Genomic DNA, 22,614 nt, shown 5'->3' with positions numbered 1-22,614 from the left:
CGCGCCTCAAGCCCCTTTGCGCATTTTTCTGAAAATGTCCGGGGCCGCGCTCACACCTCGTTCTTGTTCTTCCCAAGATCGACGCCGAGCTGCTTCAACTTGCGATACAGGTGCGTGCGCTCCAGCCCCGTCTTTTCGGCGACGCGCGTCATGCTGCCGTTCTCGCGCGCAAGGTGATATTCGAAGTACGCGCGTTCGAACGCATCGCGGGCGTCGCGCAACGGAATATCGAACGAGATCGACGCCGTCTGCCCAGGCTGATTCTGCGCCGCGCCGCTCGCCGCCGCATCGTTCGATGCATTCAGCGCCGATGCCGTCGGCAGCGCAGCCGCGACCGGCACGCCCGATGCGTTCACGCTCGACGGAGGCTTCGCCGCCGTCGCCGCGGGCGCCGCCGCAGTGCCGTGCGCGAGTCCCTGCTCGACGGCCTTCAGCAGTTTCTGCAGCGCGATCGGCTTTTCGAGGAAGTTGAGCGCGCCGATCTTCGTCGCCTCGACGGCCGTGTCGATAGTCGCATGCCCCGACATCATGATGACCGGCATCGTGAGCTTGCCCTGCGCGGCCCATTCCTTGAGGAGCGTTACGCCGTCGGTATCGGGCATCCAGATGTCGAGCAAAACGAGATCGGGCGTTTGCTGTAGACGGTAGTCGCGCGCGTGCTGCGCATTTTCCGCCACTTCCACAACATGGCCTTCGTCGCTCAGGATCTCGGAGAGCAGTTCCCGGATCCCCATTTCATCGTCTACCACCAGGATGGTTGCCATTTACGCTGCCCTTGTCTGCACTGTTGCTTTTGTCGTTCCATGATTCGCCGGCGCACCGGAGCCAGGCGTCGCGCCGGGCGCCGCGGTATCGTCCGCGAGTTGTAGAAACAGAATCGATATCTGCGCGCCTTCGATCACATCCGCGCTCTTCGAGCGGTTGCGTATGTCGATGCGCGCGCCGTGCTCGTCGACGATCTTCTTCACGGTCGCAAGTCCCAGGCCCGTGCCTTTCGCTTTCGTCGTCACGTAAGGCTCGAAAGCACGCGAAAGAATACGCGCCGGAAAGCCCGAGCCGTTGTCCGACACAGTCAGGCGAACCGCGACGCGCGCATGACCCGATGCATCGGGCTCGCCATATTCTACTGTCCTCGTTTCGAGCAGCACGCGCGGCTCCGCGACTTCGGCCACCGCATCCTGCGCGTTCTGCAACAAGTTGTGGATGACCTGGCGGATCTGCGTCGCATCGCCGCGTATCACCGGCAGCTTCGCGAGATCGACTTTGATCGGCGTCTTGCCGTCCTCGATGCCGTACAACGTCAGCACTTCCGCGACGAGATCGTTCAGTTGCAGATTGCCGAGCACCGCGGGCGGCGTGCGCGCGTATTCGCGGAAGTCGTCGACCATCTGCTTCATCGCCTGCACCTGATTGACGATGGTCGTCGATGCGCGCTTCAGCACGTCCGCATCCGGCGGCGCGAGCTTGTCGGCGAGCTTCATCTGCAGACGTTCGGCTGAAAGCTGAATAGGCGTGAGCGGATTCTTGATCTCGTGCGCGAGACGCCGCGCGACTTCGCCCCACGCGACGGAACGCTGCGCGGAGATGACATCCGATATGTCATCGAACACGACGACGTAGCCCGTGGTTTCCGCGTCGTCGGTGTCGCTCTCGGTCACGCTCAACAACTGCGTGCCGCGCACGAGCAACGTGAGCGGATCGCTCTCGCCCGGCACCGTCACCGCAACCTGCTGCTGCCAGTGACCGCGATCGCCGACAGGATGATCGCTGCCGACCGCCGCCGCGTCGCGCTCGGCGAACGCCTTTTTGACCATCGCGCCGAACTCGGCGAGCACCTCGATCTGATCGAGCGGCTGATTCAGCAACGCGGCGAACGGTTGGCGGAAGATGCGCTCCGCGCCGCGATTCGCGGTGGAGAGACGGAACTGCCGGTCGAACACGAACACGCCCGCGGTGAGGTTCGCGAGAATGCTCTCCAGATACGCCTTCGAATGCTCCAGTGCGATGCGATTGTTCTCGACCGCCGCGCGCGCCTCGGAAAGCTGGCGCGTCATCGCGTTGAAGGACTGCGTGAGAAAGCCGAGTTCGTCGCGTGAATTGATCTCGCGTTTGGGCGTGTAGTCGCCTTCGGCCACTTCCTTCGTGCCCTGCGCCAGCAGGAACAACGGCCGCGCGAGCTGATTGCCGAGCGCGAGCGCGAGCATCATCGCGATGAAGGTCGCGAGAAAAAGCGCGAGCGTCAGCGTGCCGATATACATCTTGCGCAAGCCGGTGCGCCCGAGCCGCTTCTCCTGATATTCGCGATACGCGCGCTGCACGGCGTCGGCGTTGCGCGCGAGCTCCTGGCTCACGGGCTGCTCGATCTGCAGGAAACGGTCGACGTGCTGAAATTCGGTGGTTGTCGTCGGATCGGGAATCTTCGTGAGCACGCGCAATCGCAATGCGCCCTTCGGCCCGTTCGATTTCGGATCGCCGTCGATCTCGCCTTCGATCGCGCCGTACGGATGATCCTGCGCCTCCCGCAGCATCGTGCCGGTCGGCTCGTTGGCCGGCAGGAGCGCGTAGTAATTGCCCGATGCCTGCGCGACCGTGCGCAATCCGGGCACGCGTTGCGAACTGTTGTTCGCCGCGAGATCCTCGCGGTTGTACTGATCGCGCGGCCGCTCGAACACGACGGCGTCCTGCACGCCGTACTGATCGCGCAGCCGCAAAAGCGATAGCGTGAGACTCGATGGATCGGCGCTCGCGAGCTGATCGCTCATCTGCCGGCCGCGGTTCTTGAAATCGGCGAGCGATGTCTGGAGCATGCCGCGCCCGAGCGTCAGACCGGAGGTGAGCGCGGTTTCGACATTCACGTCGAACCACGACTCGATGCTGCGCGACACGAACTGATACGAAACCACATAGATGATCGCGCCCGGCACCACGCCGACGAGCGCGAAGATGAACGCGAGCTTGGCGAGCAGGCGCGTGCCGAAGCGCCCTTGCCTCACCCTCGACACGATGATGATGAACAGGCTGATGACGATCAGCATGAAGACCATCGCCACCGCGACATTCGCCGCGTAGAGCCAACCGTAGTAGCGGTCGAAGAACTCGGTGTTCGCGCTCGCGAGCGCGAGCATCACGAGCAGCAGGACTGCCGTGAGCGCCACCGTGGAGACCAGCAAGCGGACGACGAAACTCTTCATGTCCGTGCGGCCGCGTCGAAATCTATTTCGCACGTTCTGCCGCCGTAAAAGTAAAACGCTTCCAGTCCGAGGAAAGGTTCCAGTCGCGATTGTTCACCGCGTCGATCTGGAACGGCTTGGGCATCAATGCGATGTCGAGCTGCATACGCACCGATGCGGTATAGGTTTCGCCGCCATGCACCTGATTACGGTCGATGACATGCCACGAAGTCACATGCTTGATGACCGCGAGCGCTTCGTTCAACGATGCGAAGCGCAACTGCAGGCCGCCCGTCGACACGCGATATTCGTTCGTGAGCGGTTGAAATGACAGACGGATGCTCTGCGACACGTTGACCGGCTCTTCATCGAACCAGTACCAGCGCGGTCTCGACAGGTTGAAGTCGATCGTGAAATAGAGCGGCACGCTGCGGTTCACGGCATCTTCGAGGCTGTTGTTCAGGTCGAAGTCGAAATGCGCGTCCAAGCTCCAGCCGGCATTGTCCGCTTGCAGCGACGCGCGCTGCACGGCGATCGTCTCGGCGAACGCGGAATCGGCCGCGGCGAACGTCAGCCAGAGCGTCAGCGCAGTCCAGATGACGGCCGCGAGCCGAAGCGGAAAAAAGCGTTTGATCGTCACCGTTTCTGAAAGCGCGCGTAGAAGAATCCGTCGTGGTCCGCGAGAGTCTCCGCGTCCCGATGCGGGCTCGCGAGATTTGTACTGTCCGGTGAACCTTGCGCCGCGACCGCGCTTGCGCGCGCCGCTGTCGGCAACAATTGGCCCGGCGCGTCCAATCGTACCGCATCTTCATGTGCGGTTCCAAACCAGCGGGCCTGCTCTTCGCCCTCCTCGGGAAAGATGGAGCACGTCACGTAGAGGAGCTCGCCGCCCTTCGCGACGAGCGGCCACAGCGCGCTCACGATGCGCCTTTGCTCGGCGACGAGCGCATCGATATCCGATGCGCGCCGCAGCCAGCGAATATCCGGATGACGCCGCACGATGCCCGACGCCGAGCACGGCACGTCCGCGAGAATGCGGTCGAAGGGCGCGCCGTCGAACCATTGCGCGGGATCACCCGCGTCGCCGATCTTGATTTGCGCGTCGAGTTTCAGACGCTGCAAGTTTTGTCCGATGCGGCCAGAACGCTCGGCGTCGCTTTCGAGCGCGATCAGATCGACGTTCGCGAGTTCGAGAATGTGGCCCGTCTTGCCGCCCGGCGCGGCGCAGGCATCGAGCACGCGCATGCCGTCCTTCACGCCGAGCAGTTGCGCGGCGAGCTGCGCGCCGGCGTCCTGCACCGACACGACGCCTTCGTCGAACCCGGGAATGCGATCGACGGGCATCGGCGTTCTCAGGCGCACCGCGTGCAGGCCGGCGGCGGCGGCTTCGATACGCGCGTCGCGGAGGCGCGCGAGATAGTCGTCGACGCTCGCGTGCCGCGCGTTCACGCGAAGCGTGAGCGGACCTTGCGCGTTACCCGCTTCGAGGATGCGCTCCCAGGCATCCGGCTGGCCGCGCTTCACCGCGTCGATCCACCATTGCGGATAATTCCAGCGCGCGACTTCGCTTGTGCGCGCTTCGTCGATCAGCATGTCGCGCTCACGCAGAAAATTGCGCAGCACCGCGTTCACCAGGCCCTTCGCAAACGCGAATTCGCGGCGCGCGGCGATCGCGCTCACCGCCTGATCGACCACGGTGAAGGGCGAGTAAGCGGCATGCGCTTCGTCGTCGGTCAGCAGCGCGAACGCGCAGACGAGCACGTTCGCCACATGCGGCGGCGGCGCCTTCTTCACGAGCCTGTGCAGCAGCGCATCGGCGAGCGCGAGACGGCGCATGGTCCGATACGCGATGTCCTGCACCGCCCCGCGCGCGCTCGCGTGCTTCGCCGACGCGACGACCGTCTGCAACGCCGCCGGCAGCGCCGAGCCCGCGCGCACCGCGCCGACGGCCTGCGCCGCGCTGTCGAGCGCTAACGCGAGCGAATCGGGCGCGAGACGCAACGCGCTCAGACGGAAATGCGCGGCGGCGGGCCGGCGGGAAGGCTTGTCGGTCATGGCGAAACGGGGACGGTCAACGGCGACGCGCAGAGTTCGCGCGAACGGGGAATTGTAACGTGCGGGAATTGCGCGCCCGGACGGCGGCGGCCGAACAGGAAAAAGGCCGCTCCGGCGTAACCGGAACGGCCTTGCTTTACGACGTTGCAGGTTTTAGAAGCGGCCGGTGCGCGCCATTTCCATCAGGCGGGCGACGCGCTCTTCGGTCGCCGGGTGCGTCGAGAACAGATTCGCGATGCCGCCGCCCGACAGCGGATTCATGATCATCATCTGCGCAGTCGCCGGATGCTGCTCGGCGGTCGGGAACGGCACGCCGGTCGCGTATGCGTGAATCTTCTCGAGCGCACTCGCGAGCGCTTGCGGATCGCCCGAAATTTCCGCGCCGCCGCGATCGGCTTCGAATTCGCGCGCGCGGGAAATCGCCATCTGGATCAGCGCACCCGCGATCGGGGCGAGAATCGCCACCAGAATGCTCGCGATGGGATTTGCCGGACGACCTTCGTCGTCGCGACCGCCGAAGAACATCGCGAAGTTCGCGAGCGCCGAGATCGCGCCGGCCATCGTCGCGGAGATGGTCGAGATGAGGATGTCGCGGTGCTTCACGTGCGCCAGTTCGTGCGCCATCACGCCGCGCATTTCACGCTCGGACAGCACGCGCAAAATGCCCGTGGTCGCCGCGACCGCCGCGTGCTCGGGATTGCGGCCCGTGGCGAACGCGTTCGGCGCGTCTTCGTTGATCAGATAGACGCGCGGCATCGGCAATTGAGCGCGCGTCGCGAGCTCGCGCACCATGCGATAAAACTGCGGCGCGGTGGTTTCGTCGACCTCCTGCGCGTTGTACATGCGCAAGACCATCTTGTCCGAGAACCAGTACGAAAAGAAATTCATGCCGAGCGCGACGATCAGCGCGAGCATCATGCCCTTCGATCCGCCGATCATTCCGCCGATCACGACAAAGAGGGCCGTGATCGCAGCCATCAGCATCGCGGTTTTGACCCAGTTGAACATGTCCGGAGCTCCTCTCCCTGTATGCAGTGCGCGAAGTGCGCGGTTGCCCCGGCCAACATGACCGGGACGACAATTGTAAGCAAAATGTTAGATAGTGGCAGCCGGCAATAATTCAATCCGAGATTGCGCGATTTATCGATGCGTCGTCGCGAGTTTGATACCGAGTCCGACGAACGCGCTGCCGACCCCGCGATCCAGCCACTTCTTCACGCCCGATTTGCCCGCGAAGCGCTCGGTGACGCTGCCCGCGATCCACGCGACGAAGCTGTTCCAGACCGTGCTCATCGCGATGAACACGACCCCGAGCGCGAGAAACGCGAGCGTCTTGTGCTGGCTGTCGGCGGCGACGAACTGCGGAAAGAACGACACGAAGAACAACACGACCTTCGGATTCAGCACGTTCGTGACGAAGCCTTGCGCGAAAAGCTGGCCGAGCGATTTCGGCGTGGCTTTTTCGTTTTGCGTCTCGCGCGCGGTTTCGGTGTCGTCGTGCTTCGCGAAAATGAGGCGCACGCCGAGATAAATCAGATAAATCGCGCCGGCAATCTTGATGACCGTGAACGCCGTCGCCGATGCAGCGAGAATCGCCGTCAACCCGAAGGCGCACGCGAGCGTATGGACGATGCAGCCAGCGGAAATCCCGAGCGCCGAAACGATGCCCGCGCCGCGTCCTTGAGCGACGCTGCGTCCGACGATGTAAGCCGTATCGGGGCCGGGCGTGACGTTTAGAAGAAAGACGGCGACGAGAAAGAAGGTGAAACCGGTAATGCCGAGCATCGAAAAACTCCAGACAGACAGGCGCGCGTTGACAACGATTTATTTTAGCGCTGCGTCTGTCCTGCCGTCCTTCACTGCAGCGTGAAACGCTGGCCCTTCGCGAGCGGCGCGCCCGCGAGAAATTCCCGCGCGGGCAAGCGCTTGCCGCCCGGTTTCTGAAGTTGCGTGAGTTTGAGCGCGCCGCTGCCGCACATAACGACGATACCGTCCGGGGAAACATCGGCGATGGCGCCCGGTTCGCCCGCACCGTCGACCGGTTGCGCCGCCCAGATCTTGATCGGCGCACCGTCGAGCGTGCCGAACGCGCCGGGAAACGGATCGAACGCGCGAATCTGGCGCGCGAGCTCTTCCGCCGGACGACGCCAGTCGAGCGCGGCTTCGTTCTTCGCGATCTTTTCCGCGTAGGTCGTGCCTTCGTCCGGCTGCGGCGTGGACGGCAATGCGCCATCGCGTTCGAGATCGCGCAGCGCGGCGACGATCAACTCCGCGCCCATCTGCGCGAGCCTGTCGTGCAGCGTGGCGGTCGTGTCGTCGGCGAGAATCGGCGTGCGCGCCTCACGGATCATCGCGCCGGTGTCGAGGCCGGCGTCCATCTGCATCAGCGTGATGCCGGTTTCTGCGTCGCCCGCTTCGATCGCGCGATGGATCGGCGCCGCGCCACGCCAGCGCGGCAACAGCGAAGCGTGAATGTTGATGGCGCCGCGCGGCGGAATATCGAGCACCTCCTGCGGCAGGATCAGCCCGTATGCGGCAACGACCATCACGTCGTGCGGCGTGGCCTTCAGCAAATCGATGGCTTCCGCCGCTTCCTGCGGATACTTGCCCGCGCGACGCAGCGACGTTGGCTGCGCGACCTTCAGACCATGCTCGACGGCGAAGCGCTTGACCGCGCTCGCGGTCAGCTTCATGCCGCGTCCGGCGGGCCGGTCGGGCTGCGTCAAAACCAGCGGCACGGAAAAACCGGCTGCGTGAATGGCCGCGAGCGCGGCGGCAGCGAATTCCGGCGTACCGGCGAAAACCACGCGCAGCGATTGAGTCATCGGTTACAGCGCCTTTTCCAGCTTTTTCATCTTGCCGCGAATGCGCGTCTGCTTAAGCGTCGACAGATATTCCACGAAAACGTGGCCAGCCAGATGATCCATCTCGTGCTGGATGCACACCGCGAGCAAGCCGTCGCAATCGAGCTCGAAGGTTTCGCCCTTCTCGTTCAGCGCCTTCACGCGCACCTTGTCAGGGCGCTCGACGAAGTCGTAAATGCCCGGCACCGAAAGACAGCCCTCTTCCCATTCCTTCTTCTGCTCGCTCGTCCAGACGAGCTCAGGGTTGATGAAGACCATCAGCTGGTCGTGCGCGTCCGAGACGTCGATCACGATCACGCGCTCGTGCACATCCACCTGCGTCGCGGCAAGGCCGACGCCGGGCGCGGCGTACATCGTCTCGGCCATGTCGGCGACGAGCTTGCGGATGCGGTCGTCGACCACGGCGACAGGTTTCGCCACCTTGTTCAGACGCTTGTCCGGGTAGTTGAGTATCTTGAGCAGAGCCATGATTCGGATTGTCTACGCGCGCCGCGACGCGTGTAAATCGGCCATTCGGCCAGGTTGCGGGTAATGGGGCGGCATGCCGAAGATATGCGGGTGAATCCAGTGGATTCAACGCCGCCGGCAAGCGGCCGATGGGCGTCGCTGCGGGCTTTCAAACGTGCCTGAGCGACCTTTCTTTATCTATTCCGGATCAAAAATCTTAACATGACGACCGCCGACCTGCCGACCGAGGAAGCCGCCTCCCCACTCGATGCCGACGAACTGCGCGCCTGGCTGCGGCTCGCGCACGCCAAAGAGCTGCGCCCGCTCGCGCTGCGCACGTTGCTCGGTACTTTCGGCGGTCCGCGCGAGGTTTTGTCGGAGAGTTTTGCGACGCTCGCGGAAACCACCGACGCCCGCACAGCCGAAGCCGTGCTCGCGCCACCCGCGGACATCGAAGGCGTTTCGTTCGACCACTATATTGAAGCGGCTTTGGCGTGGGCATCCGAACCGGGCAACCACGTCCTGACGCTCGCCGACGCCGCCTATCCGCAAGCGCTGCTGACGATGCCCGATCCGCCGCCGTTGCTCTATGCGAAGGGCCGGCTCGATCTGCTGCAGGCGCGCGCGGTGGCCATCGTCGGCAGCCGGCATGCGACGCCGCAAGGTCTGGAGGACGCGCGCCGCTTCGCCCGCGTGCTGTCGGATGCGGGACTTGCGGTCGTGTCGGGGCTCGCGCTCGGCATCGATGCGTCCGCGCATCGCGGAGCGCTGGAGGGCGCGACCGGCACGGTGTCGGTCATCGGCACGGGCGCCGATCTCGTGTATCCCGCCGCGCATCACACGCTCGCGCACGAAATCGCCCGCGACGGCGCGATGCTCTCCGAATGGCCGCTCGGCACGCCCGCGCGCTCCGCCAACTTCCCACAGCGCAACCGGCTGATCGCGGGATTGTCGGGCGGCGTGCTGATCGTCGAAGCCGCGATGCGCTCCGGCTCGCTCATCACCGCGCGGCTCGCCAACGAAATGGGGCGCGATGTTTTTGCGATGCCTGGCTCCGTCCACGCGCCGCTTTCGCAGGGTTGTCATCGGCTGATAAAGGAGGGCGCGAAGCTCGTCGAAACGCCGGAAGAAGTGCTCGAAGAGTTCGGTTTCTCGTCGGCGCAGGCAAGCGCGGCGGGGTCGGCGGCAAAGCGCGGGAGGCTGCGGCCGGTGAGCGCATCGTGGGCATCGGCGGCATTGCACGACACGCCGATGAACGCCGATGCCGCGCGCGTGCTCGGCGCGCTCGGCCATGCGCCCGCGACGCTTGAAATCCTCGCGACGCGCACCGATCTGGACGGGGCGGCGTTGCAAGGCGCGCTGCTGCAGCTCGAATTGTCGGGCCAGGTGGCCGCGCTCGCGGGCGGTCGCTACGCGGCGGTGCAGCGCTCGTGATTCCTCGTCGTGCTACATTCGCGGAAAAATGAGCCGTCCCCGCAGCCGATACCAATAAGGATCTCGCACCCGTCATGTCCGCGCTGAATCTCGATACCGACGCCGATCTCATCGCGGAACGCATCGCCGTGCCCGGCACGCTGTTCGTCGCCTGCCTGTGCGCGGAATGGTGCGGAACGTGCCGCGAGTATCGCGAAGGGTTCGACAAGCTGGCGGACGCGCATCCGGACGTCTGCTTCGCGTGGATCGACATCGAGAATCACGCCGACCGTTTCGACGATCTCGACGTGGAAAATTTTCCTACCATCCTGATCGAGGACTCGGTCACGACGCGATTCTTCGGCACGGTTCTGCCGCAGGCTTCCATCGTCGACCGGATGCTCACCGATCTGACCGCGCTGCCGGGCATGGTCGGTGCGCCGAAACTGCGCCCGGCGCTTGCTACGGCCTGATTGCGACGCCCGCGAAACGCACCTTTCGCGTCTCTCGCAACGCGCTTCGCGGGCCGGATATCGAAACGCCCGGATTCGCGGTTCGGCGCCCGCCGCGCAAAGCGTGTGCTATAAAGCGGTCGTTAAAGCAGTCCAAACCGGGCCGCTGCCAGTTACCAACCCTTTTGAGTCATGTCCAAAGCCCTGATCATCGCTGAGAAGCCTTCCGTCGCGAACGACATCGCGCGTGCGCTGGGCGGCTTCACCAAGCATGACGAGTACTACGAGAGCGACGACTACGTGCTCTCGTCCGCGGTCGGCCATCTGCTCGAGATCGCGGCGCCCGAGGAGTACGACGTCAAGCGCGGCAAATGGAGCTTCGCCAATCTGCCGGTCATTCCGCCGCATTTCGACCTGAATCCCATCGCGAAAAGCGAGTCGCGCCTCAAGGTGCTGACGAAGCTGATGAAGCGAAAAGATATCGACCGCCTCATCAACGCATGCGACGCGGGGCGCGAGGGCGAGCTGATTTTCCGTCTGATCGCGCAGCATGCGAAGGCGAAGCAGCCGGTCCAGCGCCTGTGGCTGCAGTCGATGACGCCCGCCGCGATCCGCGAAGGCTTCGCGAACCTGCGCAGCGACGCCGACATGCAGCCGCTCGCCGACGCCGCACGCTGCCGCTCGGAAGCGGACTGGCTCGTCGGCATCAACGGCACGCGCGCGATGACCGCGTTCAACAGCAAGGGCGGCGGTTTCTTCCTGACGACCGTCGGCCGCGTTCAGACGCCAACGTTGTCGATCGTCGTCGAACGCGAAGAGAAGATTCGGCGATTCGTGCCGCGCGATTACTGGGAAGTGCGCGCCGAGTTCATCGCCGCGAAGGGCCTGTACGAAGGCCGCTGGTTCGATCCGAAGTTCAAGCGCGTCGAAAACGATCCGGAGCAGCGCGATTCGCGCCTGTGGAGCCTGCCGGCGGCGGAATCCATCGTCGCGGCGTGCCGCGGCAAGACCGGCACCGTGACCGAGGAATCGAAGCCGTCGACGCAAATGTCGCCGCTGCTGTTCGATCTGACCAGCTTGCAGCGCGAAGCCAACAGCCGCTTCGGCTTTTCGGCGAAGAACACGCTCGGCCTCGCGCAAGCGCTGTACGAAAAGCACAAGGTTCTCACCTATCCGCGTACCGACGCGCGCGCGCTGCCCGAGGACTACCTGAACACGGTCAAAGACACGATGACCATGCTCAAGGAGAGCAACAACTATCTGCCGTTCGCGAAGCAGGTGCTCGACAAGGGCTGGGTGAAGCCGAACAAGCGCATCTTCGACAATTCGAAGATCAGCGACCACTTCGCCATCATCCCGACGCTGCAGGCGCCCAAAGCGCTGTCCGAGCCCGAGCAGAAGCTGTATGACCTCGTCGTCAAGCGCTTCCTGTCGGTGTTTTTCCCGGCGGCCGAATATCTCGTGACGACGCGCATCACCGAAGTTTCCGGGCATCACTTCAAGACGGAAGGCAAGGTGCTGGTCGAGCCCGGCTGGCTGCAGGTCTACGGCCGCGAAGCCGCGGGCGAGGAAGGCAATCTCGTGCCGGTGCAGAAGGACGAAAAGGTCGATGTCGAAAAGGTCGAGGCGCACGGTCTCGTGACCAAGCCGCCCGCGCGCTACAACGAGGCGTCGCTGCTTTCGGCAATGGAAGGCGCGGGCAAGCTCGTCGAAGACGAGGAACTGCGCGACGCGATGGCCGCGAAAGGTCTCGGCACGCCGGCGACGCGCGCGGCGATCATCGAAGGTCTGCTCGGCGAGAAGTACATGGTGCGCGAAGGCCGCGAGCTGATCCCGACGGCCAAGGCATTCCAGTTGATGACCTTGCTGCGCGGTCTCGGCGTCGAGGAGCTCACCGCGCCCGAATTGACGGGCCAGTGGGAGCACAAGCTTTCGCAGATGGAGCGCGGCAACCTGCATCGCGATGCGTTCATGCAGGAAATCGCGCGCATGACGCAAACCATCGTCAAACGCGCGAAAGAGTACGACTCCGACACGATCCCCGGCGATTACGCGACGCTCGAAACGCCGTGTCCGAATTGCGGCGCGCAGGTGAAGGAGAACTATCGCCGGTTCGCGTGCACGAAGTGCGAGTTTTCGATTTCGAAGATTCCGGGCGGACGTCAGTTCGAGATTCCTGAAGTCGAGGAATTGCTGCGCGAGAAGACCATCGGGCCGCTGTCGGGCTTTCGCAGCAAGATGGGCCGTCCGTTCTCGGCGATCCTCAAGCTCGCGTTGGACGACGAAATCAAGAACTACAAGCTCGAATTCGACTTCGGTCAGGATTCCGGCGGCGAAGACGGCGAACCGCCCGATTTCTCCGAGCAGACGCCGGTCGGCGCATGTCCGAAATGCCAGTCGCGCGTGTTCGAACACGGCATGAGCTATGTGTGCGAAAACTCGGTGTCGAATCCGAAGACTTGCGACTTCCGCTCCGGCAAGGTGATCCTTCAGCAGGAAATCACCCGCGAACAGATGGAAAAGCTGCTGGGCGCGGGCCGCACCGATCTGCTGACGAACTTCAAGTCGTCGCGCACCGGACGCAACTTCAAGGCATTCCTCGTGAAGCAGCCGGATGGCAAGATCGGCTTCGAATTCGAGAAGAAAGAGGCCAAACCGGGCGCGAAGACGGCGGCGAAGCGCGGCGCGACAGCGGAAGCTCAAGCCGACAGCGGCGACGACAACGGCGACAGCGATGTCGCAGTCGCCGCCAAGACCACGTCCGCGAAGACTGCAGCCAAGAAAGCGCCCGCGAAGAAGGCGGCAGCGAAGAAAGCTCCGGCGAAGAAGACGAGCTGATCGTTCTCGGAGTCCGTCAGAAAGAAAACCCCCGCGAGAAACGTCGCGGGGGTTTTTTATTTGCGGCTGGCGCGAGCCTTTCAGAAAGGCGATGCCGCCGGCACACGCCCTCGCGTACGCGACGGTTTCGATAGCTTCGGCGCGAGCTCGCCGTCGATCGGGCGCGCGCGCGGCGCGGGCGTCGCCGGTTCGTCGGCGTGCTCGTAGTGCGAATGCGCCACCGGCCTGCCGCGGCCATCGCGAATCCACTGCTCGCCGAGTTGATGATTCGGCGTCTGGCTGAAATGCTCGACGAGGTGATCGATGAACGTCCGGACCTTCGCCGGCAAATGACGGCGGCTCGGATACGCGACGTTGATCTCGACCTGCGGCAATTGATAGTCGCCGAGCAGACGCACGAGCTGGCCGCGCGTCGTGTCGTTGCCGATCAGATAGCTCGGCAAGATCGCGATGCCCATGCCGAGCAGCGCGAACTGCCGCAGCATCTCCGTGTTGTTCGCGATGATCACGTTCTGCGGCCGCACACGCACTTCGCCTTCCGGACCGGTGAACACGCGCTCGTCGCCCCAGTATTCCGACGGCAAGCTCAGGCACGGATGTTCGAGCAGATGCTCGGGGCGCGTCGGCGTGCCGTGCGTTTCGAGATACGCGGGTGTCGCGCAGACAGTCATGCAGCCCGTCGTCAGACGCCGCGTGACGACGCTTGCGCTTTTCACCTGCCGCGCGATCACGATGCCGACATCGAAGCCTTCCTCGACCAAATCGACCTGACGATCCACCAGCGTCACGTCCGGCACGACTTTCGGATAACGCTGCGCATACGTCTGTAACACGGGCGCGAGATTATGCAGACCGAACACGACGGGCGCGACGATCCTGAGCGAACCGAGCGGTTCGTGATTGCGCGCCACCACCATTTGTTCGACGTCTTCCAGTTCGTCGAGGATTTGCCGCGCCCGCTCCAGATAAACCTGGCCGGACTCGGTGAGCGAGAGGCTGCGCGTCGTGCGGTTGAGCAAGCGCGTGCCGAGGCGTCCTTCCAGGTCCGCGACGTGCCGCGTAGCCACCGCATTGGAGATGTCCATCGCGCTTGCGGCACGGGCGAAACTCCCGAGATCCGCGACGCGGACGAATACTCTCATCGACTGCAAATGATCCATAAGACAACTCCTGCCGCTAGACGGCTCGAATTCTGCTGCAAAGCAATTCAGGATTATCCTAGGACCGGCGTTTTTGTGCAGAAGTTGCCCGGAAGCACAAAAAAATCGAAAAAAATCTGGATGTTAGGCGCGTTACGCGGATGAAAGATCACCGATTGTTGCGATTTGCACAACACCAAGATCAGTGCAATCCGATTGATGGAATTTTGAAAGCACTTGCCGCGTCAATTTCGGCGGTGTACGCGAGGAGCAAATCGGGTCCGTCGCTGCGGGTCCGATAAAAAGGGATTGATTCAGTTTTCGATATAAATCCGGCGCGCGAGCGCGCCGGATGCGGCGCTTATGCGGCGAGGCGCTTCTCCATACCGGCCTTGGCGTCCGGCAAAGCTTCCGGCAAACCGTGCTTGAGCTTCGAAAAAAGCTCGTCGTGGAGCGCGAGTTCGTCGCGCCAGGCGGCATCGCTGACGGAGATGACCTGCTCGAACTGCTCGCGCGAGAAGCCGAGCGCGCCCCAGTCGATGTCCTCGTAGCGCGGCGAAATGCCGAACGCGTGCTCCTCGCCCTTCGCGGTGCCTTCGATACGGCCGATCATCCAGTTCAGCACGCGCATGTTTTCGCCGAAGCCCGGCCAAACGAACTTGCCGTCGTCGCCCTTGCGGAACCAGTTGACGCAGAAGAACTTCGGCGCTTTCGCGTTCGTCGCTTCGAGGCGCTCGCCCATTTTCAGCCAGTGGCCGAAATAATCGGCCATGTTGTAGCCGCAGAACGGCAGCATCGCGAACGGATCTCGGCGCACGACGCCTTGTTGCCCCGCGGCGGCGGCGGTGGTTTCGGAGCCCATCGTCGCGGCCATGTAGACGCCTTCCTTCCAGTCGCGCGCTTCAGTGACGAGCGGCACGGTGTTGGAGCGGCGTCCGCCGAAGATGAACGCATCGATCGGCACGCCAGCCGGATTTTCCCAATCGGCATCGATCGACGGACATTGCGACGCCGGCGCGGTGAAGCGCGCGTTCGGATGCGCGGCTTTCGCGCCGGTTTCCTTCGCGATTGCCGGCGTCCAGTCGCGGCCCTGCCAGTCGATCAGATGCGCGGGCGGCGTGTCGGTCATGCCTTCCCACCAGACATCGCCGTCGTCGGTCAGCGCGACGTTCGTGAAGATCACGTTTTCCTTCAACGTGGCCATCGCGTTGAAGTTGGTCTTTTCGCTCGTGCCGGGCGCGACGCCGAAATAGCCCGCTTCCGGATTGATTGCGTAGAGACGCCCGTCGCGGCCCGGCTTGATCCACGCGATGTCGTCGCCGATGGTCGTGACCTTCCAGCCGTTCAGGTCGCTCGGCGGAATCAGCATCGCGAAGTTGGTCTTGCCACACGCCGACGGAAACGCCGCCGCGACGTGATACTTGCGCCCCTGCGGCGAGGTCACGCCGAGAATCAGCATGTGCTCGGCGAGCCAGCCTTCGTCGCGGCCCATCGTCGAGGCGATGCGCAGCGCGAAGCATTTCTTGCCGAGCAGCGCGTTGCCGCCGTATCCCGAGCCGAAACTCCAGATTTCGCGCTTTTCGGGAAAATGGACGATGTACTTCGTGTCGTTGCACGGCCAAGGCACGTCCTTGCGCCCATCGGCGAGCGGCGCACCGACGGAATGCACGCACGGCACGAACTCGCCGTTCTCGCCCAACACGTCGTACACGGCGCGTCCCATGCGCGTCATGATGCGCATGTTCGTCACGACATACGGGCTGTCCGACAATTCCACGCCGATATGCGCGATCGGCGAGCCGAGCGGGCCCATCGAGAACGGCACGACATACATCGTGCGGCCGCGCATGGACCCGTCGAACAGGCCGTCGAGCGTGACGCGCATTTCCTGCGGATCGATCCAGTTATTCGTGGGGCCGGCGTCTTCGCGCCGCTGCGAGCAGATGAACGTGCGATCTTCGACGCGCGCCACGTCCGAGGGATCCGAGCAGGCGAGGAAGGAATTCGGGCGCTTCTCGGGATTGAGCTTCTTCATCGTGCCGGCTTCGACCATCTGCTGGCAGAGCCGATCGTATTCTTCCTGCGACCCGTCGCACCATTCGATGCGATCCGGCTTGGTCAGGGCCGCGATTTGCTGGACCCATTCGATGAGTCTTCGGTGCCGGACATAGGCCGGCGCTTCGATTTCGACGGCGTTTTTATGGTTGTCTTCGACTACTGCGGGCTGGTTCATCGAGCTGTCTCCGTTCTTCTGCAATGAAAACCAATGGCCCCACTGACGCTGCATGCGAGAGGCGTGTGCGACTCGAACCGCCGGGCGCTTTCATGAATTTTGCAGCGCTGCTTTACGCGCTTTCATCGCATGAAATGCGGTTCGCGAGCCAATGCGGCGTCACGGGCATGAATCCTTACGCAGCAAACCGTACCTTTTCGCGGCTTGCGTCGCAAAGGAACAAACTGTTAAAAAGAGATACTAAGTGGCCTGTCTCCTCGCGGATCATCGTGTTTTCCGCTACTTGTGCCGAATTTCTTTATTTTGGCGCGGCCTGACGAGGCTCCTGAAAAATGGGAGTCAAGCATAACACTGCATTGCATGAACTCGTTGATGCAGCGCAATAACGACGAATAGAGCGCAATTTATCGGTATTTACCCGAATTTAACGCTACATTCTCGCCTTCGATTAAAAAGCAGCACGTTTGATGCCTAACAAAAGCCACCCAATGCCCATGAAAATCGCCATTCTCGACGACTACCAGGATGCCGTCCGGAAGCTCGATTGCTTCCATCTGCTCGATGACCATGAGGTGAAGGTCTTCAATAACACGGTGCGTGGTCTCGGACAGTTGGCCAGCAGACTCTCGGAAGTGGACGCGCTCGTGCTGATTCGCGAACGCACGCGCATCAGCTCGCAACTGCTCGACAAATGTCCGAAACTGCGCATGATCAGCCAGACGGGACGCGCGGGCGGCGGGCATATCGATATCGATGCGTGTACGGAACGCGGCATCGCAGTGCTCGAAGGCACAGGTTCGCCGATCGCACCCGCCGAACTGACGTGGGCGCTCATCATGTCGGCGCAGCGGCGCATTCCGCAGTACGTCGCAAACCTGAAGCAAGGCGCGTGGCAGCAGTCGGGGTTGAAGACATCGGCGCTGCCGCCGAATTTCGGCTTGGGCCAAGTGTTGCGCGGACAGACGCTCGGCATCTGGGGCTACGGCAAGATCGGCAAGCTCGTCGCGGGCTACGGCAAAGCGTTCGGCATGAACGTGCTCGTCTACGGACGGGAGCATTCGGCAAGCGCCGCGCGCGAAGATGGATTCGCGGTCGCCGAAAGCCGCGAGGCGCTTTTCGAACAGAGCGACGTCCTCACGCTGCATCTGCGTCTGACGGACGAGACGACTGGCATCGTCAAGCAGGACGATCTGATGCGTATGAAGCCGACCGCGCTGTTCGTCAACACGAGCCGCGCCGAACTGCTCGAAGAGAACGCGCTGCTCAACTCGCTGCACCACAACCGGCCGGGCATGGTCGCCGTCGATGTGTTCGAAAGTGAGCCGATTCTGCAAGGCTACGGCCTGCTGCGTCTGGAGAACGTGATCTGCACGCCGCACATCGGCTATGTGGAGCGCGAGAGTTACGAGCTGTATTTCGGCGCGGCGTTCAGGAACATCCTCGCGTTCGATGCGGGCGATACCTCGAGCGTTTTCAACAAGGAAGCGCTTCACCACGCGCGCCGCCGTTGAGTTTCGTCGCGGCGAAGATCAGAGCGTCGACATTTCGATCGACGGCTCGCAGCGCACCGGAAAATTCACCGAGTTCGCGATGAAGCAAAAGCGGTGCGCCTCTTCGTGCAGGCGCGCCGCGAGACCGGCGTCGCTGCCCGCGCCGATCGTCACCTTCGGACGCAGCAGCACATCGACGAAACGTCCGTCGCCCTTCGATTCCTCCTGCATCGTGCCGATGGCTTCATCGACATAACCGGTCACCGCGATCTTGTTCGTCGCGCACAAGTGCAGATACCAGAGCATGTGGCACGACGAGAGCGACGCCACGAACAACTCTTCGGGATTGTGACGCGCGGGATCGCCGCGAAACGCCGGATCGCTCGACGCCTCGATCGCCGTCTTCGTGCCGACGCGCACGAGGTGATCGCGCGAATACGCGTCGTAAGCCGATGTGCCGGAACCGAGATTGCCGGTCCAGTCGACGGTCAGTTCGTACGTGTGTTTCTTCGCCACGGTCTGCTCCTCAAGCGAGATGCGAAGCGGTTTCCATCAGGCGCGGAAGACGTTCCAGGAAGTCTTCGCCGTCCGCGCGGCCCAGATCATAAGCATTTTGCATTTGCGCCGGACTCGTATAGTCCCAGCTCGAAATCGGCACTTTGCGCGACGGCTGGATGTAAAGGCGCTTCTGCTCGCCGTGCGGCACGACGAACATGCGCTCGCGCGGATAGAGGCGCGTGACCATCACGAGGACGAGTCCCGGCGATGGATCGAGCGCGGAGACGGGCACGTTGTCGACCATGCCGCCATCGAGAACCGGGCGGCCGTTGCGCCGGAGGATCGGCGTGAACGGCGGCGTGCTCGACGATTGCAGGATGAGATCGGCGAGATCTTCGATCGTCGCGCATTCCTGCGCCTTCACGAATTCCGGATGAAAGCCGAGCGCCTGGCCGAGCGTCGGATGCAGCGTCTTGCGCACGTATTTTTCGATGTTGTACGCGATGAGGCCCGCCGCGACCGCGCTGCGCGCGCCGAGCCAGCGCGGCAGATGCGACACGCCGATGCGGATCTCGGGCGCCGACGCGAGTTCGTGGAAGCGGTTCGCGAAGATGTCGAGCAGCGCCTGGCGATAGATGCGGTAGTGCGGAAACACCGATCGGCCGCGCAGCAGGTTGCCCCAGTAGGCGTTGCGCGTGTTGTCGCGCAGGGCGTGGGCATAGTAGTCCATCACCCAGCGCGACTGGTTCGTGTAGAGCATGCACGCCGTGGCCGCGCCCGCCGATATGCCCGCGATGATGCGCGGCCTGAGATCCAGTTCCGGCTGGATGACGTCCCAGAAGCCGGCTTGCCACCAGCAGCGGTTTCCGCCGCCGGCGAATACGACTTGGTCGAACATTTATTTGTCGTTCACTTGTTGATGAGCGCGTAGGTAGTCGTGGCGTGCGCGGCGAGTTCGCCTTGTTCGTCGTGCATCTCGATTTCGCCGAAGACGAGATTGCGGCCGCGGCGCTGGATGTGCGCGGTGATCAGCACGTCGCCGGTTTTGACCGGGCGCATGAATGTGGTGTTGAGGGAGACGGTGGTCATCGGCTGGAACCCGCCGAGAATGTGCGAGACGGCGATGACCATCGCGGTGTCGGCGGCGGCCATGAAAACTTGCCCACAGATGACGCCGCCCGCGTGACGCAGATGATCCGAATACGGCAAGCGCAGCGTGACGGCGTTTTCGGCGATGGATTCGGGCGCGAGGCGCAGTTCCTTGACCCACGGCGCGAGGATGTCGTCGAGCAAGGCGCGGATGGCGGTTTCGTCCATGGTTCTTCTTTCGCGATGCGGTGGCTGAAGATGCGTCATGATACCGGGGCGTCGCGCGCTCGCAGACGCCCTTCAGGGACGGTTTCGTCAGAAAGTTAAGAATTTTCGCTGCGAGGGCTTGCGCTTCTGCAAAAGCTCCCGCTATAATTTCGCTTCTGTTGGGGCGTTAGCTCAGTTGGTAGAGCAGCGGACTCTTAATCCGTAGGTCGAGTGTTCGAGTCACTCACGCCCCACCAAAGAATTCCGAAGCCCGGTTAGCGAAAGCTGACCGGGCTTTTTGCTTTTCGTGCGCGTCGGATCAGCACGGCGTCTTTCTCATGCAACGACCGTCGCGCGCGCAGTGCATCGCAAACCCGGCCGAACGTAGCGACCTCCAACCGGGTTGATTTCGTTTGTCAGTTGTCGCATACACCTCGCCGACAACCTACGCGTCGACAATTCTCAAAGCACTTCGAACCAGGCCTTGATCTTGAGGGCCATCAACTTTCGACGCTCCTCCAGAAAGACGTCATATTCGTCGACATTTCCATACAGCATGGAGACCGGAACGCAGTTGGCTTCAAGATTTGCGATGAGATCCTCTCGCTTGTCGATGCACTACTAACTACTTGCCCCATCGCGACATCCGTTCGGGTTGAATTCAGACATCCGAATCAGATTGCCGACGCGCCCGCCCAGCCGCGGGCGCTCACTTGAAGCCGAATTATAGACTCCGGCTCTGGAGTTATCGGACTCTCAAACCACCTCCGCCCCGCGCGCCTGCAACAACTCCCGCAACACCGAGCGATGACACCGCGCCTCATCCTCGCAATAACACCCGACCGAAAAGTTCGCGGTATGCGACAACGCCGCCAGCAAATCGAGCGTCTTGCTCGCATCCGACTCAGCCATCTCCGCTTTGAACTTCTTCACGAACGCGCGCCAATCCTTGTCGTTCTCGGCATGAAGCGCCTGCGTCACCAGTTCCGGCGTCGGCGCTAGCACCGGATACCACACGTCATAAAAATCGCGCTTCGCGAACTCGGCCTTCGGCACGCCGCGCGGCGGCCGCCGCACCGTGCCGATCCGCAATCCCTCGTTCTCCGCGCGCGGCGTTCCCAGTCTCACGATCCGTATCGTCATCATCGGTCTCCTTCGATGAACCAAAGCCGTAAAAGCATAACCGCTGACATCGCTTTGAAAGCTCCCGGGCACCCATCCAGCGAAACCGCGAATCTTCCCGTATCGTTTCGGATTATTCTCCGTCCGCTTACATCCGGAATGCCCGTCGTGCCCACCGAAGAACGCTCGCAAGACCTGCCTCACGACCCCGACGCCCCGATGACCCCGCTCGAGCGCCGCGGCATGGCCGCGATCCTGCTCTCGGTCGCGCTGGCGACGCTCGACACCGCCATCGCCAATACCGCGCTGCCCGCGATCGCCGCCGATCTGCACACGACGCCCGCGGCCTCCGTCTGGATCATCAACGCCTATCAGCTCGCGATGGTCGCGACGCTGCTCCCGTTCGCCGCGCTTGGCGGCATTCTCGGGCATCGGCGCGTCTATCTCGGCGGGCTGATCGTGTTTCTGATCGCGTCGGCGGTATGCGCGTTTTCGTGGTCGCTGCCGACGCTCGTCGCCGCGCGCCTGCTGCAAGGCCTCGGCGCGAGCGCGATCATGAGCGTCAACGCGGCGCTCATCAGCGCGATTTTTCCGCCGCACCGGCTCGGACGCGGCGTCGGGCTGAATGCGCTCGTCGTCGGGATCGCGTTCGCGATCGGGCCGACGGTCGCGTCGATCGTCCTCTCGCTCGGCACCTGGCCGTGGCTCTTCGCGGTCAACCTGCCGGTCGGCGTGTTCGCGTTGATGATCGCGTGGCCGTCGCTGCCGCAGACGAAGCGCGCAGCGCACGGCTTCGATCGTTTCGCGGCGCTCCTCAACGTCGTCACGTTCGCGTCGCTGATCTTCGCGCTCGGCGAAGCGGCCCAGCGCGCGCCGGCGCACACCGTGCTCGCGTCCTTCGGCGTCGCGCTCGTCGCGGGCTTCCTGCTGCTGCGACGCGAACGCGGCCATCCCGCGCCGATGCTGCCCGTCGATCTCTTCCGCCGCCCGATGTTCGCCCTTTCGACGATGACCGCCATCTGCTCGTTCGCCGCGCAAGGGCTCGCGTTCGTGTCGCTGCCGTTCTTCTTCGAAAGCGTGCTCGGTCGCAGTCAGGTCGAAACAGGATTTCTGATGACGCCGTGGTCCGCGCTCGTCGCGCTCATGGCGCCGATCGCCGGACGTCTTTCCGATCGTCACGCGCCCGGTCTGCTCGGCGGCGTCGGGCTGGCGATTCTATGCGTGGGAATGGTTTCGCTCGCGATGCTGCCCGCAGAGCCGCATGCGCTGGAGATCTGCATTCGCATGGCGATTTGCGGCGCGGGCTTCGGTTTCTTTCAGTCGCCGAATCTGAAGGCGTTCATGTCGAGCGCGCCGCGCGAACGCAGCGGCGGCGCGAGCGGCATGATCGCGACGTCGCGTCTGATCGGACAAGCGACGGGCGCGGCGCTCGTCGCGTTGTGTTTCAGCATCGCCGGAAAGCATGGCCCGGCGCTCGCGTTGTCGCTGGGCGCGGCGTTCGCGGGCGCGGGAAGCATCGCGAGCGGATTGCGGCTCGTCACGCGCAAACAGTCGTCCGAGCGTATCGTGGGAGACGCGTCGCGCGAGGCGTGAGCGC

General features: G+C 63.4%; 19 protein-coding genes and 1 tRNA gene. 6 read left to right on the top strand and 14 right to left on the bottom strand.

Annotated features, from left to right (window positions below):
* Positions 1-50 precede the first annotated feature (50 nt).
* The 8 genes from esaR to def all read right to left on the bottom strand — a co-directional run bounded on the left by esaR (position 51) and on the right by def (position 8,557).
* Positions 51-764, bottom strand: coding sequence for a response regulator transcription factor EsaR (gene esaR, locus NCS02_RS00705; protein WP_250438795.1), 714 nt, complete (start codon positions 762-764; stop codon positions 51-53).
* On the bottom strand, positions 765-3,191 hold the full coding sequence (locus NCS02_RS00700; protein WP_284502244.1) for a sensor histidine kinase: 2,427 nt from the start codon (positions 3,189-3,191) through the stop codon (positions 765-767).
* A gap of 22 nt (positions 3,192-3,213) precedes the next feature.
* Positions 3,214-3,810, bottom strand: a complete 597-nt coding sequence (locus NCS02_RS00695; protein ID WP_008352184.1) for a DUF4390 domain-containing protein — start codon at positions 3,808-3,810, stop codon at positions 3,214-3,216.
* Positions 3,807-5,225 carry a 16S rRNA (cytosine(967)-C(5))-methyltransferase RsmB gene (gene rsmB / locus NCS02_RS00690; protein ID WP_250522828.1) on the bottom strand — a complete coding sequence of 473 codons (1,419 nt, stop codon included), beginning with the start codon at positions 5,223-5,225 and terminating at the stop codon, positions 3,807-3,809. The genes NCS02_RS00695 and rsmB overlap by 4 nt, the downstream gene beginning before the upstream one ends.
* A 153-nt stretch (positions 5,226-5,378) precedes the next feature.
* Positions 5,379-6,233: a zinc metalloprotease HtpX gene (gene htpX, locus NCS02_RS00685; protein WP_008352188.1), complete on the bottom strand. Its 855-nt coding sequence runs from the start codon at positions 6,231-6,233 to the stop codon at positions 5,379-5,381.
* 132 nt (positions 6,234-6,365) lie between these two features.
* Positions 6,366-7,010 carry a LysE family translocator gene (locus NCS02_RS00680; protein ID WP_008352189.1) on the bottom strand — a complete coding sequence of 215 codons (645 nt, stop codon included), beginning with the start codon at positions 7,008-7,010 and terminating at the stop codon, positions 6,366-6,368.
* Positions 7,011-7,081: 71 nt separating this feature from the next.
* Positions 7,082-8,050: a methionyl-tRNA formyltransferase gene (gene fmt, locus NCS02_RS00675; RefSeq protein ID WP_250435413.1), complete on the bottom strand. Its 969-nt coding sequence runs from the start codon at positions 8,048-8,050 to the stop codon at positions 7,082-7,084.
* Between the two features lie 3 nt (positions 8,051-8,053).
* On the bottom strand, positions 8,054-8,557 hold the full coding sequence (gene def / locus NCS02_RS00670) for a peptide deformylase (RefSeq protein WP_008352192.1): 504 nt from the start codon (positions 8,555-8,557) through the stop codon (positions 8,054-8,056).
* Between the two features lie 201 nt (positions 8,558-8,758).
* On the opposite strand from def, the gene dprA reads away from it, so the two are divergent.
* From dprA to NCS02_RS00655, 3 genes are all read left to right on the top strand, one after another.
* The gene (dprA, locus tag NCS02_RS00665) at positions 8,759-9,970 is read left to right on the top strand and encodes a DNA-processing protein DprA (RefSeq protein WP_250522827.1); all 1,212 of its coding nucleotides are present in this window, start codon (positions 8,759-8,761) and stop codon (positions 9,968-9,970) included.
* Between the two features lie 74 nt (positions 9,971-10,044).
* Positions 10,045-10,422, top strand: a complete 378-nt coding sequence (locus NCS02_RS00660) for a thioredoxin family protein (protein WP_175979698.1) — start codon at positions 10,045-10,047, stop codon at positions 10,420-10,422.
* A 171-nt stretch (positions 10,423-10,593) separates the two neighbouring features.
* Positions 10,594-13,239, top strand: coding sequence for a DNA topoisomerase III (locus tag NCS02_RS00655; RefSeq protein WP_034470315.1), 2,646 nt, complete (start codon positions 10,594-10,596; stop codon positions 13,237-13,239).
* 80 nt (positions 13,240-13,319) lie between these two features.
* Here the strand turns inward: NCS02_RS00655 and NCS02_RS00650 are convergent, their stop codons facing one another.
* Positions 13,320-14,399: a transcriptional regulator GvmR gene (locus NCS02_RS00650; RefSeq protein ID WP_008352196.1), complete on the bottom strand. Its 1,080-nt coding sequence runs from the start codon at positions 14,397-14,399 to the stop codon at positions 13,320-13,322.
* Between the two features lie 340 nt (positions 14,400-14,739).
* A complete protein-coding gene (locus NCS02_RS00645; RefSeq protein ID WP_250480190.1) occupies positions 14,740-16,611 on the bottom strand; it encodes a phosphoenolpyruvate carboxykinase (GTP) in 1,872 nt (623 codons plus the stop codon).
* Between the two features lie 494 nt (positions 16,612-17,105).
* Between NCS02_RS00645 and NCS02_RS00640 the strand changes: the two genes are divergently transcribed.
* The gene (locus tag NCS02_RS00640) at positions 17,106-18,122 is read left to right on the top strand and encodes a D-2-hydroxyacid dehydrogenase family protein (RefSeq protein WP_008352199.1); all 1,017 of its coding nucleotides are present in this window, start codon (positions 17,106-17,108) and stop codon (positions 18,120-18,122) included.
* A gap of 18 nt (positions 18,123-18,140) precedes the next feature.
* On the opposite strand, the gene NCS02_RS00635 is transcribed toward NCS02_RS00640, so the two are convergent.
* The 3 genes from NCS02_RS00635 to NCS02_RS00625 are packed head-to-tail and all read right to left on the bottom strand — an operon-like array spanning position 18,141 to position 19,916.
* Positions 18,141-18,617: an OsmC family protein gene (locus NCS02_RS00635; protein ID WP_175979696.1), complete on the bottom strand. Its 477-nt coding sequence runs from the start codon at positions 18,615-18,617 to the stop codon at positions 18,141-18,143.
* A 10-nt stretch (positions 18,618-18,627) separates the two neighbouring features.
* Positions 18,628-19,497, bottom strand: a complete 870-nt coding sequence (locus NCS02_RS00630; protein WP_250522826.1) for a patatin-like phospholipase family protein — start codon at positions 19,495-19,497, stop codon at positions 18,628-18,630.
* 11 nt (positions 19,498-19,508) lie between these two features.
* Positions 19,509-19,916: a PaaI family thioesterase gene (locus NCS02_RS00625; protein ID WP_250438783.1), complete on the bottom strand. Its 408-nt coding sequence runs from the start codon at positions 19,914-19,916 to the stop codon at positions 19,509-19,511.
* Positions 19,917-20,076: 160 nt separating this feature from the next.
* Here NCS02_RS00625 and NCS02_RS00620 point away from each other — a divergent pair.
* A tRNA-Lys gene (locus NCS02_RS00620) sits at positions 20,077-20,152 on the top strand.
* Positions 20,153-20,651: 499 nt separating this feature from the next.
* On the opposite strand, the gene NCS02_RS00615 is transcribed toward NCS02_RS00620, so the two are convergent.
* Positions 20,652-21,038 carry a DUF488 domain-containing protein gene (locus NCS02_RS00615; RefSeq protein ID WP_034470746.1) on the bottom strand — a complete coding sequence of 129 codons (387 nt, stop codon included), beginning with the start codon at positions 21,036-21,038 and terminating at the stop codon, positions 20,652-20,654.
* A 198-nt stretch (positions 21,039-21,236) separates the two neighbouring features.
* On the opposite strand from NCS02_RS00615, the gene NCS02_RS00610 reads away from it, so the two are divergent.
* Positions 21,237-22,610 carry an MFS transporter gene (locus NCS02_RS00610; RefSeq protein ID WP_034470744.1) on the top strand — a complete coding sequence of 458 codons (1,374 nt, stop codon included), beginning with the start codon at positions 21,237-21,239 and terminating at the stop codon, positions 22,608-22,610.
* Positions 22,611-22,614 lie beyond the last annotated feature (4 nt).

It is taken from the genome of Caballeronia sp. NCF2, from assembly GCF_023631205.1.
GTDB classification, from domain to species: domain Bacteria; phylum Pseudomonadota; class Gammaproteobacteria; order Burkholderiales; family Burkholderiaceae; genus Caballeronia; species Caballeronia zhejiangensis.
Note: the sequence above shows the minus strand (reverse complement) of the source record. Positions and strands in the feature narration are given on the sequence as shown.

Coding starts and splice junctions, on each gene's coding strand:
- NCS02_RS00645 (WP_250480190.1), bottom strand. CDS start 16,611: ATGAACCAGCCCGCAGTAGTCGAAGACAACCATAAAAACGCCGTCGAA.
- NCS02_RS00650 (WP_008352196.1), bottom strand. CDS start 14,399: ATGGATCATTTGCAGTCGATGAGAGTATTCGTCCGCGTCGCGGATCTC.
- NCS02_RS00660 (WP_175979698.1), top strand. CDS start 10,045: ATGTCCGCGCTGAATCTCGATACCGACGCCGATCTCATCGCGGAACGC.
- NCS02_RS00680 (WP_008352189.1), bottom strand. CDS start 7,010: ATGCTCGGCATTACCGGTTTCACCTTCTTTCTCGTCGCCGTCTTTCTT.
- NCS02_RS00615 (WP_034470746.1), bottom strand. CDS start 21,038: ATGACGATACGGATCGTGAGACTGGGAACGCCGCGCGCGGAGAACGAG.
- NCS02_RS00700 (WP_284502244.1), bottom strand. CDS start 3,191: ATGAAGAGTTTCGTCGTCCGCTTGCTGGTCTCCACGGTGGCGCTCACG.
- dprA (WP_250522827.1), top strand. CDS start 8,759: ATGACGACCGCCGACCTGCCGACCGAGGAAGCCGCCTCCCCACTCGAT.
- NCS02_RS00630 (WP_250522826.1), bottom strand. CDS start 19,497: ATGTTCGACCAAGTCGTATTCGCCGGCGGCGGAAACCGCTGCTGGTGG.
- NCS02_RS00640 (WP_008352199.1), top strand. CDS start 17,106: ATGAAAATCGCCATTCTCGACGACTACCAGGATGCCGTCCGGAAGCTC.
- NCS02_RS00625 (WP_250438783.1), bottom strand. CDS start 19,916: ATGGACGAAACCGCCATCCGCGCCTTGCTCGACGACATCCTCGCGCCG.
- rsmB (WP_250522828.1), bottom strand. CDS start 5,225: ATGACCGACAAGCCTTCCCGCCGGCCCGCCGCCGCGCATTTCCGTCTG.
- NCS02_RS00610 (WP_034470744.1), top strand. CDS start 21,237: ATGACCCCGCTCGAGCGCCGCGGCATGGCCGCGATCCTGCTCTCGGTC.
- esaR (WP_250438795.1), bottom strand. CDS start 764: ATGGCAACCATCCTGGTGGTAGACGATGAAATGGGGATCCGGGAACTG.
- def (WP_008352192.1), bottom strand. CDS start 8,557: ATGGCTCTGCTCAAGATACTCAACTACCCGGACAAGCGTCTGAACAAG.
- NCS02_RS00655 (WP_034470315.1), top strand. CDS start 10,594: ATGTCCAAAGCCCTGATCATCGCTGAGAAGCCTTCCGTCGCGAACGAC.
- htpX (WP_008352188.1), bottom strand. CDS start 6,233: ATGTTCAACTGGGTCAAAACCGCGATGCTGATGGCTGCGATCACGGCC.
- fmt (WP_250435413.1), bottom strand. CDS start 8,050: ATGACTCAATCGCTGCGCGTGGTTTTCGCCGGTACGCCGGAATTCGCT.